The organism is Nitrosomonas sp. Is79A3 (assembly GCF_000219585.1).
In the GTDB taxonomy this organism is placed as follows: Bacteria; Pseudomonadota; Gammaproteobacteria; order Burkholderiales; family Nitrosomonadaceae; genus Nitrosomonas.
In genome coordinates this window covers 1,193,776-1,209,719 of record NC_015731.1, presented here as the reverse complement: position 1 = coordinate 1,209,719, position 15,944 = coordinate 1,193,776, and the positions used below count along the sequence as shown (strand labels likewise).

Here is a 15,944-nt window from a genome sequence, read left to right as displayed (position 1 = left end):
TGCGCCTCTAGGTAACTGTACCTTCACGCTTTTTAAGTTGCACCAGCAAAATCTTAGAAAACGCCAGCACGACAAAAGTAATAAAAAACAAAATCAAACCCAGCTCAATCAGCGCTGAGGTATAGAGCTCGCCGTCGGCCTCAGTGAATTCATTGGCCAGCGCTGAAGCGATACTGTTTCCGGGCATAAAAAGTGAAGCATGTAACTGGTGTGCGTTGCCGATCACAAAAGTAACCGCCATGGTTTCACCCAAGGCACGGCCAAGGCCGAGCATGATAGCGCCGACTACGCCGATCTTGGTATAGGGGAGGACCACGTACCAGATCACTTCCCAAGTAGTAGCACCAAAGGCATAGGCTGATTCCTTGAGCATGGGCGGCACAATCTCGAACACGTCACGCATGACTGCAGCAATGAAAGGAATCACCATAATCGCCAGGATAATACCGGCGGTCAGCATGCCGATACCCATGAAAGATCCTTCGAATAGAAAGCCGATTCCCGGTATTTGCCCCAGTGTATCCTGCAACCAGGGTTGAATATATTGAGCAAAAAGCGGCGCAAATACGAACAATCCCCACATACCGTAAATGATGCTGGGAATTCCAGCCAACAACTCAATCGCCGTCCCGAGCGGGCGGCGTAACCACGGCGGCGATAATTCCGTGAGAAACAGCGCAATGCCAAAACTAACTGGAATACCGATCGACAGCGCAATCACTGAGGTAATCAACGTACCCACGATGGGCACCAATGCGCCAAATTTCTCAGTAACCGGATTCCAGTCGGCGCTAACAAGGAAATCGAAACCAAAGGCTTTGATGGCTGGCATACTGCCAATTATCAGTGAACCAATAAGCGTAGCCAGCAATGCAAAAACGACAAATGTAAAGAACCAAGTGACTTTATGAAATATACGGTCAAATAGAAGCTGTCTTTTTAGCTTTGCTGCAAAGTGTATTTTTGACATCGTTTTGTTTCACCTAGCTGAAAATACACTAGAACTTATTTCTAGTTGACGCACTTGGCGATCACCAGGAGTGGCACTGAATATATCTCGCGCTATGATTTGCGGCCTTTTACTTTTATCAGTGCTTAACTGAGAAAATGGCTTTACCATCTTTACCTTTGATATTCGCTTCCCAGGAGTCCTCGATCAGTTTCACCACACTATCTGGCAGCGGAATGTAGTCCAGTTCCAGTGCCATTCCATCGCCGTTGGCATACGCCCACTCAAAGAATTTCAGCACTGCTAGAGCCTGAGCAGGATTTTCCTGAGATTTATGCATTAGGATAAAGGTAGCACCGGTAATCGGCCAACTGTTCTGGCCAGGTTTGTTGGTAAGAATTTCGTAAAAACCGGAGGCTTTATCCCACTGCGTGTTGGCAGCCGCAGCTTTAAAACCATCCTCAGCGGGTATAACGTATACACCATCGCGGTTCTGCAACTGGACATAATTCATTTTGCTTTGCTTCACGTAAGCTGCCTCGACGTAACCAATAGAATTCTTGATCTGTTTCACGAAATTAGCCACCCCCTCATTACCTTTACCGCCAGTACCAACAGGCCAGGCTACGGAAGCATCCGCGCCGACTTTTTCTTTCCATTCCGGGCTGACTTTGCTTAAATAATCGGTAAACAAGAAAGTCGTACCTGAGCCATCGGCACGATGGACTACAGTGATATTGCTGGCTGGCAAATCAATACCGGCATTAAGATCAGCAATCGCAGGATCATTCCAACGCTTTATTTTGCCCAGAAAAATATCTGCCAGAACTGTTCCGCTTAAATGGATCTGTCCTTGTTTGACACCATCTATATTGATCACTGGAACCACGCCGCCTAGTACCGTCGGGAATTGAGTCAGACCGTTTGTTTCCAGCTCTTCCAGTGTTAAGGGTTTGTCAGATGCCCCGAAATCAACGGTCTTGGCTTTGATTTGTTTGATGCCGCCGCCGGAACCAATGGATTGGTAATTCATGCGAACGCCGGTTTGTTTTTTATAGGCATCAGCCCATTTGGCATAAACCGGATAAGGAAAAGTTGCGCCAGCGCCGGTAATATCGGCAGCATAAGCGACGGGAGTAGCGATCAATGCTGCAGTGGTAGCAAGCAGCACAAGAACAAATTGCAGCTTCATCTAAGAATCTCCTATCGGAAGAAATGGAACTTGAATAAGATGAGATCATAATCAGATGATGTTGCAGAATTATGACAGGCAGATTAATCCTCCCAACGACTGTCAGCAGTTAGCTGACTGGGAGGTGCGGTTTGAGATAATGAAACAAAGCAAACATAGAACCCAATTCAACACGCCCCCGATCTCCTGGATCGTTGTGACACTCCTGGCTACAGAAGTGCTTGGGTTAAGCGATTTTTCTACACTAACAGAGGGGAGCGTAGAATGACTAGCGGGCAGACAAAGGCCTATAAGATTCCTTCGATAACATTCCGGAATTGCTTCCTTCCGGAGATTGCTTCTGATTTTTGGGTTTGTCCCAGATAATTCTCAGCAAGAGGTAAGCCTGATAGAGATAAATCCCAAGGATGAGGTCTGAAATGCTATCCCAGTCTATCGCTACGCCATAAAATACAATGCCGCAGATAATACTCAATATAACAAAGCAAATCCCCGCCGCTAAGATAATAAAAATATTGTCGCCCATGGCTTTATACTCCTCACAAATTTTTCATCGCTCATTAGTGCGGTATCGTGTCGACACAAAACATTAGTAATGCTTAACAGGCCGTTGAAAAACTATCTGCGTTGCCGCTGCGGTGTTAAAAACAGACTAAAATACTCATTTATCAAGCATAAACTGCGCTTTTTCGCCTATTTTAGCCTTGCATCGGCTGCCTCGAAAACGTTTTTCAACGGCCTGTCAAAGACAATCCGATGAAAATAAACCGCACTAGCCGCTGTCACTTTATAACCACAACATTACCCGCTGATGTCAGCAGAATGAATTTTTTATGTCGATGATTTTGTGTTTGTCCCGAAAGACTGTTCTTTCAGTCCGGAATCTTAGAAGAACAGTGAACAAAGAATATCAATGAAGAAATTACCGGAAGCGTAGTAAAAATCAAATTTCCAGAACAATATCTGCACAGCTTTAAAAAGAAAAAATCGCTGGGCTGATAAAACCAAACCCAGCGATTCTTTTATTCAACAGAAGGAGATTAGTTGAATTGATCAAAAGCATTTCTACTTAGCGCATAAGCAAAAATGCTTTTTTTATAACGATTTAATTAAATGGAAAAGTCCATTCTTCGGTCCAGTCGTCATCCGAGTCCTTGAACGCGCCAACGTAATCCACTACCGTAAAGAAAGGATCGGGAACAGCAACACCGCCTAGTATCAGCGGCGATCCGGCAGCCGGCAAATAGCCATTCAGATGAGGATCTTCTGCTTTGTTCTCAGATTGAGACGTGAACCAGTCAGACACTTTAAATGTAGCTCCTGTGCCATCTTTGTAGTTACTAGCGCAGTTAACAAAAGAATTTACCATGGTTAATTCACCTGTCAAACTACCCGGTGATCCGGCATTCGCGAAGGTCGAAGCGCTATCAATCATTAAACAAGTTGGGGAACCAGTAACGACCGTGTTAAAGATATTTGCACCTGTGCCGCGACGTAATAATATGCCTTGCGTTGCAGTCGTACCAGAACGGCCCAAAATTGTAACATTGGACACAATTGGTTGAGCGCGAGGCAGGCTATCGTTGTTTTTCTCGTTGTTGTCGGCTTCAATTCCACGGTCACCAACACTTGGTGATTGTTTGATCAGAACAAACTGCACGCGGCCTTTCCAGCCACTTGTCCAATCCAAATTATCATCTTGATTGTTCGTCAGCACCAGATGTTTCATCTGAACCGTGCCGCCAAACACTTCAACGCCATCGTCCAGTCCTTCATGGACTTGCACATAGTCAATAATCGTTCCTGAACCAACACCGTTGAGCGTAAAACCATTGAGCTCTTCATCCGGGCGAATGGCGTTTCCGGCAAAGAGAATTTGCACATACTTAACTACACCGCTGCTATCCGTTGGATTGTTACCGCCAAAGAACTCAGAGGTAACTGCCTCGAATGGCACTTCACAAAGGGGTACACCCACATTACAACCATTCACCGGTGCATTGCCGGAAATGAGCAAACCACCCCATTCCCCTGCCGATGTTTGCAGCGGTCCGGACATTACAATCGGATTATCCGGTGTGCCTTCTGCCATGATTTTCGAGCCGCGTCTGATCCACAAATAGTCAGCACCTGCCTCGCCAAATATTTTGGTTCCCGGATTAATGGTCAGTGTGGCACTTCTAGTTTTATCGCCACCAATATAGACGCCACCCGATAATACCCAAGTGATGTTTTTGGTCAGTGTAATATCGGAGTTAATCTCACCGCTTATAACACAAGCTCCTGCCGTTGCGCCCGGAGTTGCAAAACTGGGGCAACCTTGAAATGCGTTATTGACAAGCTGTTCCACTGTAAAGCGCAAAGGATTAGACCCAGGCACTAATTTCAATTTAGCATAATAATCGTCTGCTCCGACAACGACAGAAGCAATATGGACTGCACTCGTGTCAGAATCAAAAACATTACGTTGCCCTTTCGTTGCTGCAATAGGACTAGCAGCAATCAACTGCAGATCGCCCCCGCTGAGTTGTAATTTAGCGCTATAAAATGAAGAAGATCCACCACTCAGAACTTCAACAACCGGAAGATCTACAATCCCTGCTGACGGATCAAAAGTCGCTGTTGCTGCATATCCATTTAATGTGACAGTGGTCAATAGAACTGCTGACGCAGCCATTAATTTTTCTTTTATACAATTTAATTTAAACATAATTCGCCCACCTCCAAGTTTTTTAGGGTAGCGCAAATCTAACAGGCGAACATGACAGGCGTATTACATTACTGTGTAAAACACCTGCCATGAAATAAATTGAAATAAAGAAATATTTTTCCTGCAAGCACATCCAGATTGTTGCCGATCCGCTAAAACCTTGTCCAATGATCAGCAACAATTTGTCCGTTTTCGATGATGAAGCGATAGTTGTACTGATCTATTTTATAGTTCCACACTTCCCGTTTAATGTAGACAATTCCGCCAAAAGCTCGGGTTTGAACAAGCCCTAAATCAGTCCGTACAGTCGGCTTACCAAGATTGATAAGCAATTTATCTGAGAAATCACCTTTCGAAATGATATTGCCATTAGGAGCACGAAATCCGGTTAACAACATCACTGCAATCAAAATGAGTAGTAGCTTATTCATGATGGAATCCTTTTTGAGCACGCCATTGTTATTGATCAATCCTATCTTCAACTGCTAGCAACTACTCTAGTTTGAAGATGGTTAATCTAGGCTGAACAAACGAAGGGATTTATCTACACCAAGGTGTATTGACGACATCCATGTATCGACAAATAGCGGGGCGTTCGCAAATAACCGGGTGAATGCACGGGATGAGGATGATTGCTGCCACTGAAACAAAGAACTGCGTTGATACAATATCAATATGCTAAACGGACACTCAGATTAAAAAATCGCCCGCGACGGAATTGCCGCGTAATTTCATCGCCTTGCGTAATGCGAATTTCAGAATCTAGTAAATTTTGCATGGAAGCCTGCATCGACAATCCTTTATATAAATTCTGGCTCAGCACAAAATCCAGTTGATGCACAGGTTGTTCATATTTGTCCGGCGCACCCAATACCCCGGCAGCCATGATACGTTTGCTGGAAACGTTGTATAACAACGTGGCTTGTGTTTTCCAGGCCGGATTATCGTAACCGATCTGAAAATTAAAAATCTGTGCGGAGTGTCCTTGTAATGGCCTGTCGTTCGTCGTTTGCGCTGTGAGATTCTCGGGAGTCAGAATAACGTTGGATGCAGACAAAGTGTAATTACCCCCGATATAAAAATTTTGCAGAAGCGGATTTATAAAATCCAACTTCTTTAATAATTCCAGCTCAATTCCATAGACCTTTGCTTTATCGGTATTCTGATAGGTATTAAGACCAGCAGTGCCTTGAACCGCAATCAACTCAACCGGATTGGTTAAATCTTTCCAGAATAGACCAGCAAAGATATTTTCAGTAGGCGATAAGTAATATTCCCAGCGTGCATCCCAATTGGTAATAGCTGCTTGTTTCAAGTTGGGATTACCGACGGTTTCCTGGTTGGTATTGATATCAGTAAAAGGCGCTGACGATAATTCTCTAAAATCCGGTCTTGACAACGTTTGACTGAAACCCGCACGGAGTTGCTGCTTATCTGTGAGGAAAAGCGTGGCAGTTACTGATGGCAACATATCAACTCTGTTGAGCCCGGCAGTAGTTGGCCTATTATTCAAAGAAACAGTATCGACTCTCTGATTATTGTCTTCCCAGCGCAATCCGCCCGATATATTGACCCTGTCATATAACATCCAATCCATTTTTCCATAATAAGCAAAAAGATTCTGGGAAGCGGTATACCGATCGCTGGGACGAGTCACGTCGCGAAGCTGGTACCCATTTGCACCGATATGATCGGGCCGCAGAATACTTTCCACGGATGGTTGTCCATAAACTGCCGGGTTAGAGGCATCCGGACCGAACCGGAAGTAACTAAAGCGTTGAATATTCGAGTCTCTATTTTTTTTCTGGGCAATAAAACCACTACTCAAGGTGACCTTGTGATTCGTTAGTAGCTGAAAAGGTAATTTCCCGTCAACTCGCCAACTCTGATCCTTGTCAACCAAGTCCGAAAACATGGTCTGATTGCTATCCGCTCGCTGAGAAAAGAAATAAGCACCCGTGTCTATATTGGAGTCATAACGATAATCGCGCGTTTTAGGCTCGTCTCGATTGGCAGTTGCATTGGTGTATAACCAGCTAATGGACAAATCTTTCAACCAATCAAATTGATGTTCCCCTCCTACCTGATTCATCAACAACTGATTAGAAAAGAACTTGAGTCTGGTTCGGCGGATAGGGCTCGTCTCTGCATCGGTAAAACCTTGGGTAACCCTGGCTTCATCAAACGCTTGACGCAAAAACATCGTCTTAGCAAATATCCGGTGCGTGTCTTTGTACTGAAGTTCTGTTGCCGCATAACCGGTTAGCTGAACTTCCCGCAGCGATCTTTGCATATCGAAATCCTGAACCTTTCTTAAACTGCCATCGCCCGTATCGGCAGCGGCAAACTCACGATTAACTTCATTCTGCTTCCTGAATTCCTGCTTCCAGCCTGCCGCGGCGATATAACCCAATCTAAAATCACCCAGTGAAAAACTATCTCCCATTGAACCCTGAATACCGGCGTCAGGTCCGCGTTTTTTCTTATCGACATCCCATACCCCTGATAAATCCTCGCCCAGCTTCTCGAGCTGCGCAGGTGGCGTTCCATGTGGATTTAAAGGAGTCGCTGGCTGTATTTTCTCGCCGTTCTGGGTTGCGTCAGCAATGGAGCCGGGCAATGCACGCGCTCCATCGTCATAGCTCGTAAAATCAGTGCCGCCTCCTTTATAAGTCAAGCCATCCTGGAAAGTCGTATTATCGTTCATACCCGTTTGCAAATTTAAATTGAAGAAAAATGCATCGGGAATTCCGCGTGTACGCAGTTCCACCGTACCACCTGCAAATTCCGCAGGACGATCTGGCGAATAGGTCTTTTGCACCATTACGCTTTCAAGAATATTTGTCGGAAAAAGGTCCAACGGCACAACACGCCGTGTCGCATCCGGACTGGGAACCGCGGCACCGTTCACCAATGTCGTGGAAAAACGTTCGCCCAATCCACGGATAAAAATGAATGATCCTCCTACCAGCGTTAATCCGGATGCCCGTCTTAAAGCACTGGCAGCATCACCATCGCCAGCCCGGCTAAACTGCTCAGCACCTATCACAGTTGCAACTGCCGTTGATTTTCTTTGTTCTTCGATAATAGAAGCAACCGTACCTGCAAGATGAGGCTCCAACACCACATATTCAGCTAACTCAACACCTGCGGGCGTCAGCTTAAAACTGAGATCGGTTGTTTGTGCATTCTCAATTTTCACATCATCCTGCGTTTGACTGCTATAAGCACTATGCAGCAACGAAACACTGTAACTGCCTGCTGGTACTGTCGCGATGATTCTCCCCTGCTCATCTGTTCTTAACTTCTGCTTTGACCCGCTTAAAAAAACCTGTACGTCTTTGATTGGTTTTTGCGTTTCTGCAGAGATCACTTGTACATTGACTGTGCCCTCACCTTGTTCTCGCGGTTTTTCAGCAGCGATATCTGGCCCGATAATGCCGGACAATGAACTTTCAATATTGAGTAATGGTTTCTTTTTATTCGGATAGAAAGTGACCAGGATTTGCGTGTTCTCTGCCGGACGCAGCGGCAAATCAAATTTAAACACCTGATCTTTCGTCTTGATCGTCATGTGGTAAAACCCAGGCGGTAATTTTCCTGCCACACTGCCATTTGCATTGGTCTTAATGGAAGTCCCATCCGCTCGCCAGCTAAACGTAGATGGAATGGTCTCAAAGATCATTTTCGGATTCGATTTCTCGTACACATCGCTGCTAATGGACAACTCAGCATCCTCAATAGGCAATCCATCCTGAAATAGGTGAATTGAGAATTCGGCTTTTTCCGTGTCTCCCCAAGCAGAAGGACTTACCAGACCTATAGAAATGAAAACGAGCAAAAAAAGCAAGGAGTGCATCAGGATATTTCGACGGCTTCCGCTTTGAAAATTAGAAGCAGATTGATAGTCAAAAATTGTTCGCAAAACACAAGACCGGAGAAATTCGTAAGATTGAGTGTTCATTTGGCGTACAAAGCCCTCTCTTCACCTGCAATATGATTGCTCGTGAAGATAAATTAGAGTTAGTCAATTAAGGGAATAAGCTAGATAGGCACTAAGGCGGCATAAATAAAAATACAACAGACGATGATGTTTTCCGCTCGGAGTTTTCAGCCGATTGATTGGTTACAGACCGTGATATCAAATACCCGCTGCACGATGCTTGAGTTGTAAGTAACGGTATTACGTACATTGCCATGGCTCTGTTTTACATACTTCCATCAAACGACGAAGCTCTGTTCCTTTTCTAAATAGCTCAGCATTTTTTAAATGATCCAAGTGCTTATTCGCTTCGGGAAAGCGCCCGCTTGAAAATAAGGCATAGGCCAGCGCATAGCGCACATCTTGATCTTCCAATAACCCAGTGCGATACAAACTGGATTCCATATTGGCCGCACGCTCGAACTGCTTTAATGCCAGAAGAATAGATAACCGCTGCTTCAACTTAATTTTTTGATCGCCGATACTTTCATTAAGCGTTAATGCCTTATGAAAACGGCCCGCACGTCGATAAATCTCTGCTGCTTCAGCCTGTAGCGCAGGATTCAGTAAAGCGGCTTGCTCAAGAATAAATGCCGCCGAGTTGAATTTTCCTTGATCCAGATAGGTATGCGCGAGCAATTTTGCGATCATTTCATCCTGCGGAAACTGCAATCGGGCAATCTCTAAAATACTCAATGCTTCTGGGTATTCTCTACTGAGTCTCAGTGCATTTCCAAGGGCAATATAATCGGCTGCAGCCGCTTTTGACCGCTTAAGGTATTCTCTGCCGAGATTAGTGGCTTCCTGGTATAGCCCAAGTTCAACAAAATAAAAAACTTTGCGTTTCAGAAAGCGGAAATCTGCGGGGAAAATTTTCTGCCCCTCATTTAAAGCATTAATGGCCGCATCGGTTTCTTTCAAGTGCCAATAGGATTCCGCTTTTAAGCTGATTAAAGTAGCATCTTGATTGGCCTGATCACCCGCTTTGACAATGGCCTGAATCGTTTGCTTATAATCTTTCAGTCCGAAATAGACTTGCGCCAAATAGATGAAAATCGCCGGGTCTTTTTGTCCATTTTTGACAGCCTGTTGCAAACTGTCCTTGGCTGCCTCGAGGTCATTCAGATTCATATAAGCGAGACCCTGCAGCGTGTAGAATCTTGCCAAATCTGTTTTCTTATTTTCCAGATCAACACTTTGCAGCGCCATTAAAGCACGATCATTATGACCGTCCTTCAGCATCACCGCAGCCAGTTCAATAAAATCCGTGGGCTGTACTTTCTTCTCGGATGCCCATGCAACGCTGCTGCAATATCCAAGGATAAAAACAACAAGGAAGTATTGAATCTGCTTAGCTATCCGGGTCTGGTATTTCATTTTATTTCGCCGCGATTAAACATTAAGCGAGAACATCAGGAAAGATCAAAACGTATTTTTTGTTTTGCCCATACTCTGACCGTATCCCCTTTGTATTTTGCCGGTTCGAAATGCCATGCGCGAATACCCTGTAATGCAGCCGCATCAAAGATTCCCGATGGATTTGACTCCAATACTTGCACCTGATTAACTGAACCGTCCGTTTCAACCAATACCGATAAAAGCACATAACCTTTTACACCATTCTTTTTTGCCGCGGGCGGATATCTAAAAGCCCCTCTGGTGATAGGTTTCGGTGGAACATCCACCAAGTCTGCTGTCATCACCGCATTACCTGTTTTACCTAACAGACCATCATCCAAACCTCTTCCCTGCCCATCATCTAGCCCCAGCGATCCCAAATCAATGCCAGACAGTGCCGTGTCGAGTCCTTTGAAAGGCGCAGGTGCCTGAGGCCGAGTGACTTTCTTGGGCTCTACTTTCTTAATCTCCTTCTTCGGCTCTTGTTTGATCTCTTTGGTCATACTGATTTCTGTCACTTCTTGTGCAGGCGCTCTCTCGAGCTTTCCCATGTAATGATTCATCGTTATTATCAGACCGAAAACCAAAATCAGTCCCAATAACATGGACACAGCCCCTGCCAAGTGTTGATTAAAATGTTTTGTTTCCATCTCAGTTACCCCGCTTCTTTTTTAGTTGCAACACCTACACTCTCTGCTCCCGACAAGCGCGCTTGATCGATAACTTCAATCAATTTCCCCGCAGGAACACCCTCATCCGTAACCACTAAAATCACTTTGCTGGAAGCAGTACTCAATAAATCACGCAATTTACTTTGTATCAACCACAAACGAACCGGTTCGCCATCCATATAAGTATCGCCATGCCGGTCAATAAACAACCGAATGGCTTTACTTGATGCGGCCGTCGAACTACTCGCCTTGGGGCGTTCCAGCTCCAATTTCATATCTTTTACGAAGGTCGTCGTTACCATGAAGAAAATCAGCAAAATAAAAACAATGTCGATCAATGGCGCCATATCGATCGTGGCTTCCACCTCGTTGGATTCATTGGGTCTCATAATTACTTCTCGTTAAATTTAGTTGTTTGATGACACAATAGGTCTTTGATCTGCAAAAGATCCTGCTCAATCTGGTGCTGCTTCCTAATGAGGATGCTATGCGCTAATAGCCCGGGAATCGCAACGGTTAGACCCATTTGCGTAGTAAACAAGGCTTGTGAAATCCCGCCGGCAATTCCACCCGATTGCGAGTGCAATGTCATGGTTGCCAGCGAATCAAATGTTTCGATCATTCCAATTACGGTTCCCAATAAGCCCAGCAACGGGGAAATAATAATAACTACGCGCACGAGAACAGAAAATTTTCCAATTTCTCTTTCATACTCATAAAAAGCCGCATCCAGGTGACGCCGCAGGTTTTTGACGCCTTTCTTTTTAAACTCCAGGCCTTGCTTGATCGCACGCGCTACAATATTTTTGGCTGGTTTTTCACTGTGCTCCTGATAGTATTTCAGCATATCGCGCACCCCCATCAATTTGGGTTCTTTCATGACCCAGAATCGATAGCCCAATCCGTACCAAAGTAACAAAATGCAAAGCACCAATGGCGGCATGACTACCCCGCCTGCAACAAACAACTCCTTGGTCAATATAATGAGTTCTTTTGGATCCATTTCGTGCGCTATAGAACAGCGAAATTTTCTTCAACAGCCGCCACATTCGACTCATCCAACTCAAGCCCGCCGCCCAGAAAAACATTAATGATCCTAAGTGCCGAATGTTCCATGTCGCGTTTAATGTTTTTTGCCCAGGAAGACAATATGGATCCCAGCAACAAAGTCGGGATTGCAACAATCAGTCCCAATTCGGTTGTAACCAGTGCGATCGCTATGCCTTCAGAGAGTAATTTAGGATCACCGGTACCAAACTCAGTAATCATGTCGAAAGTTTCGATCATCCCGGTTACCGTACCCAATAAACCAAGTAGCGGGGCGATTGAGGCAATAACCAGAATGGCTGGCCCAAACCGGTCTAACGGGCCCGATTCTTGCAGGATAGCCTCGTACACAATGCCTTCCATGTGATCTCTGTCATCTTTCAAATGACGCAAGGTATAGTGCAGAACCCTTCCAATGGCGGATGAGTCGTCTTCACAGCTTTTTTTAGCGACATCCAGTTCACCTGCAGCAAACTGCTGAATGATCTGGTCCGTAAGCTTATTTGTGTTAGCGCCATTTGAGCGCAACAACTGTGTCCGGATCAGAATAAGAAACAGTGCAACGCCGCCAAGTATTACGATGACCCAGCCAATAGGCCCTCCTGAATCAATAATGCTCACGATTGTTTTCTCGCGGGTTTCTTCAATTGCGTTGGTGCGCGATTCAAATAAAAACAACTTTAATAGCTCAGGCTGCTCATTCTTACTCAGTGCAACAGCATTATCAGCACCGGAGTCTTTCCATACTTTGAAATTACCGCCGCCTGCGGGTACCAAACCACCGCTTCCCTCATCGCTGACACCGTAGGCTGCTATATTGCCTAAATGAATAATTGACCCTTGCGTTTGTTTGCCATTCTCTAAAAAGAAATTCCCTGGTTTTGTCTGAATCGCTCCAAGCCCCTGAATTAAAGACAGCGCTTGCCTAAACAAATACCCTACTTTGACGAGATCATTACCCTGTGTTTCTTTAATCGATGCAGGTATCTCAATACCATGATTCTTAAGAGTCGCTTCTGCCTGTAGATAGGTTGTTTCCAGAGCATCACTGCGTTCAGTTACGGAGGCTTCCTTACGTTCGACTTCTGCCAGCTGTGCATTCAGTTGATCAATTTTTGCCGAACGTTCAACTGAACTCCGCTCAAGGCCATTAATTTTACTGCTTAGCCCCTGCTCTTCACGACTGGCGCTGGATTGATAGTTTTTTAGCCGGTCAACCAATTCCCGCTTCTGTGCTTCCAGGAAAGCATATTCACGTTTGTAAGCAGTTTCCAAATTAACTGTTTCCTGCTTAGGCGAATTCTGCTTTCTGGGTGCGGCTACATTGGATTTCTCTTCGGGTGCTGATACGGATACATCTTCAGAAGAAACTGTGGATTTATTTTCTTTGGCATAAACTGTATTTGCCATCGCAAACAACAGTAACGATATCAATAATGCTTTATTCATTTTCTCAACGGATTAGGTAATTCAAAATAACCTTGGCGTATTTGTTTCTTCAACGAATCAAATAAATTCTTAATACGCTCAATATCGTTAGTGTCATCGACAGTTTCATATTTCCAGCCACCATCAGACAATCGTTTAGCCATCCCGAATCTGTTATCTCTGGTTTGGAAGAAAAGAAAAACGGTGCCTAATTTTGCAATATCAACCAGTACATTTTCTCCATCTAGAAATATAACTTGTTGATAGATCCCATTTTCCTTACTTAAACGAATTTCATCCTCTATCAGAGACCATGCCTGATTAACTGCCTTATTAGGATCAATCAACTGATTAACAACATTATTCTCCAGGTCTCCCAGTGCCCTGATGCGATCTTCCGGCTTGAATGGAAAACCTGTCTGAATATGCTGCCGGTAATCTGCTAGCATCGCTAATAACACGGGTTTCAGACTCTCACCCGATTGTTCCGCTTTCTTGGCGTTAACAGTCATTTTTTCTATCGAGTGCTGTAGTTTTTCGATACTCATTTTTTGCCTTCTTTCCTCAACACTCAAATCTGCCAATTGCGAAGTCAGCGCAGACATTCTGCTACTATGCTTATCCTTCTCGGTATCCAGTTGTGTTTGCAATGTCTCGACTTCACCCCGGATCTTCGCCAGCGCTTTTGCCAAATTCTCCAGGCTACTTCCCTTTGCCACAGAGGTAACAAGGAGTAGCAATACCATTCCGGCAAATGAAATTATTTTTTTAGAAAAATACTTATGCATAAATCCCATTGAATTAAATAATTTGAGTGCAATAAACAGCATTAAATCTGATAGCAATCCCTCATCAGTAATGCCTGTGCATACTACAAGCTGAATATTTCACTTTCATGACATTTAGATGTCATTTGGATTTAATCAAAATGTATAAAGTGCTGAAAGGAGAGCTTGGGCATATTCACTGACTTGTTGTGTAAGTCATAAATATTCGAGAATTTATAAAGGCATACATCTTCAATTGAAGACAAGAAATGATTTATTCATACTTCCTCATCATCATCCAGGCTATTGATGGAATGCTGGCGGTACGAACCAGGCTGTCATAAAACTTTTATATTGCACCGCTAAGATGAGAATCCTTGTTACGCGGCGACTGGAGGATGAAGATGATTAATCAAACGATAGCTAAAAGAAAAGGCACATTCCTGTTAACCGACACAGATTGGCACACGCGTACCATACAATTGATTGTCGGTATTCTGATGTTAGCGCTCTACTTGTGGATAGGCGCCGGCATTCTGAGTTTACTGTTAAATCTTCCCGATATTCTCAAGAATGGATGGGCATACGTTGCCGAGCATATCATTGTTGATATCGTGCTGATCCTGGCAGTACTCGAACTGATTCGTATATTGCAATCTTACCTGGCACTGGGACGTGTTAAGGTAACCTTCATCCTGGATGTGGCATTAGTCGTGTTAATCGGAGAATTGATCGGTCTCTGGTATAAAGAATACACGTTGTTGGAAGTTGGCTTACACATTATGGTAATTGCCGTACTGACATTATTGCGTATTGTTTCCATTCGTTTTTCACCCGATGCGATCGACTGATTCAACCGAGAATTTATGTTCAGTTTAATTCTATCCGCTCTTCAGAATAGAATTCGCCGGTTTTAGCTGATTAATCAAGGCAATTAATCAGGCATTCATTGCAAAAAGTATAATATTCATCATACTGTCATAAATATGTAACGCTTTATTTATATTATCTCAATATCTTTTAGCTACATTTATATAAATGGAGTAGTTCATGGCTGTAACAATACTAATCGTTGAAGATGAACTTGCGATCCAGGAATTAATTGCACTCAATCTGAAAAGAGCGGGGCATATGGTCTTATGCGCTGATAGCGCTGAGCAAGCAAAAAAAATGGTCAACAACGTTTTGCCTGATCTCGTATTATTGGATTGGATGCTCCCCGACATGAGTGGCATCGAATTTGCACGCAAACTCCGGCGAGAAGATCGCACCAAAGCGATTCCAATTATCATGCTGACTGCTCGCATTCAGGAAAGTGACAAAATTGCCGGGCTGGAAGCTGGCGCGGACGACTACATTACCAAACCTTTTTCACCGCGCGAGCTACTTGCCCGGATTAAGGCGGTGCTTCGCCGCCGCTTACCCGAAATGTCGGATGAAATTATTGAAATAGGCGGTTTAAGACTTGACCCAACAACACACCGAGTGCATGTGTATGCCAACGATGAGCCAGAGAAACTCTCTGAAATTGCATTGGGACCCACGGAATTTCGTCTGTTGCATTTTCTGATGACCTATAAAGAGCGGGTACATACACGCTCACAACTGCTTGATCGCGTTTGGGGTGATCACGTCTTTATCGAGGACAGAACAGTCGATGTCCACATTCGCAGGCTGCGAAAAATTCTTGAAGCGGTAGATAAAGAGAACTTGGTACAAACAGTGCGGGGAACTGGTTACCGGTTTTCAGTGGAGTGTAACGAAGAAAGTGTAGAGTAGCAGTGCTTGCTCCAAACCTAT

14 protein-coding genes are annotated in these 15,944 nt (G+C 44.4%); 2 read left to right on the top strand and 12 right to left on the bottom strand.

Features of this window, described 5'->3' with window-relative positions:
• Positions 1-7: 7 nt before the first annotated feature.
• From pstC to NIT79A3_RS05420, 12 genes are all read right to left on the bottom strand, one after another.
• Complete coding sequence (gene pstC / locus NIT79A3_RS05480) at positions 8-970, bottom strand: phosphate ABC transporter permease subunit PstC (protein ID WP_013965249.1); 963 nt, start codon at positions 968-970, stop codon at positions 8-10.
• 118 nt (positions 971-1,088) lie between these two features.
• Positions 1,089-2,141 (bottom strand): phosphate ABC transporter substrate-binding protein PstS, encoded by a 1,053-nt coding sequence (pstS, locus tag NIT79A3_RS05475; RefSeq protein WP_013965248.1) that lies wholly within the window; start codon positions 2,139-2,141, stop codon positions 1,089-1,091.
• Between the two features lie 268 nt (positions 2,142-2,409).
• Positions 2,410-2,667 (bottom strand): hypothetical protein, encoded by a 258-nt coding sequence (locus NIT79A3_RS05465; RefSeq protein WP_013965246.1) that lies wholly within the window; start codon positions 2,665-2,667, stop codon positions 2,410-2,412.
• A gap of 579 nt (positions 2,668-3,246) precedes the next feature.
• Entirely contained in the window at positions 3,247-4,851 is a 1,605-nt protein-coding gene (locus NIT79A3_RS19345; RefSeq protein WP_013965245.1) for a hypothetical protein, read from the bottom strand.
• A 152-nt stretch (positions 4,852-5,003) separates the two neighbouring features.
• Positions 5,004-5,282: a hypothetical protein gene (locus NIT79A3_RS05455; RefSeq protein WP_013965244.1), complete on the bottom strand. Its 279-nt coding sequence runs from the start codon at positions 5,280-5,282 to the stop codon at positions 5,004-5,006.
• A gap of 239 nt (positions 5,283-5,521) precedes the next feature.
• Complete coding sequence (locus tag NIT79A3_RS05450) at positions 5,522-8,710, bottom strand: TonB-dependent receptor (RefSeq protein ID WP_013965243.1); 3,189 nt, start codon at positions 8,708-8,710, stop codon at positions 5,522-5,524.
• Positions 8,711-9,034: 324 nt separating this feature from the next.
• On the bottom strand, positions 9,035-10,210 hold the full coding sequence (locus NIT79A3_RS05445) for a tetratricopeptide repeat protein (protein WP_013965242.1): 1,176 nt from the start codon (positions 10,208-10,210) through the stop codon (positions 9,035-9,037).
• A gap of 35 nt (positions 10,211-10,245) precedes the next feature.
• A complete protein-coding gene (locus tag NIT79A3_RS05440; protein ID WP_013965241.1) occupies positions 10,246-10,881 on the bottom strand; it encodes an energy transducer TonB in 636 nt (211 codons plus the stop codon).
• Between the two features lie 5 nt (positions 10,882-10,886).
• The gene (locus NIT79A3_RS05435) at positions 10,887-11,291 is read right to left on the bottom strand and encodes a biopolymer transporter ExbD (protein ID WP_013965240.1); all 405 of its coding nucleotides are present in this window, start codon (positions 11,289-11,291) and stop codon (positions 10,887-10,889) included.
• 2 nt (positions 11,292-11,293) lie between these two features.
• Complete coding sequence (locus NIT79A3_RS05430) at positions 11,294-11,905, bottom strand: MotA/TolQ/ExbB proton channel family protein (protein ID WP_013965239.1); 612 nt, start codon at positions 11,903-11,905, stop codon at positions 11,294-11,296.
• 8 nt (positions 11,906-11,913) lie between these two features.
• Positions 11,914-13,398 (bottom strand): MotA/TolQ/ExbB proton channel family protein, encoded by a 1,485-nt coding sequence (locus tag NIT79A3_RS05425; protein ID WP_013965238.1) that lies wholly within the window; start codon positions 13,396-13,398, stop codon positions 11,914-11,916.
• Positions 13,395-14,165, bottom strand: coding sequence for a DUF3450 domain-containing protein (locus NIT79A3_RS05420; RefSeq protein ID WP_348225734.1), 771 nt, complete (start codon positions 14,163-14,165; stop codon positions 13,395-13,397). Before NIT79A3_RS05420 ends, NIT79A3_RS05425 begins: the two co-directional genes overlap by 4 nt.
• Positions 14,166-14,548: 383 nt before the next feature.
• Between NIT79A3_RS05420 and NIT79A3_RS05415 the strand changes: the two genes are divergently transcribed.
• Together NIT79A3_RS05415 and phoB are read left to right on the top strand one after the other, a co-directional pair.
• A complete protein-coding gene (locus NIT79A3_RS05415; protein WP_013965236.1) occupies positions 14,549-14,995 on the top strand; it encodes a phosphate-starvation-inducible PsiE family protein in 447 nt (148 codons plus the stop codon).
• A 199-nt stretch (positions 14,996-15,194) separates the two neighbouring features.
• Positions 15,195-15,923 carry a phosphate regulon transcriptional regulator PhoB gene (gene phoB, locus NIT79A3_RS05410; RefSeq protein ID WP_013965235.1) on the top strand — a complete coding sequence of 243 codons (729 nt, stop codon included), beginning with the start codon at positions 15,195-15,197 and terminating at the stop codon, positions 15,921-15,923.
• The last annotated feature ends 21 nt before the right edge of the window (positions 15,924-15,944 follow it).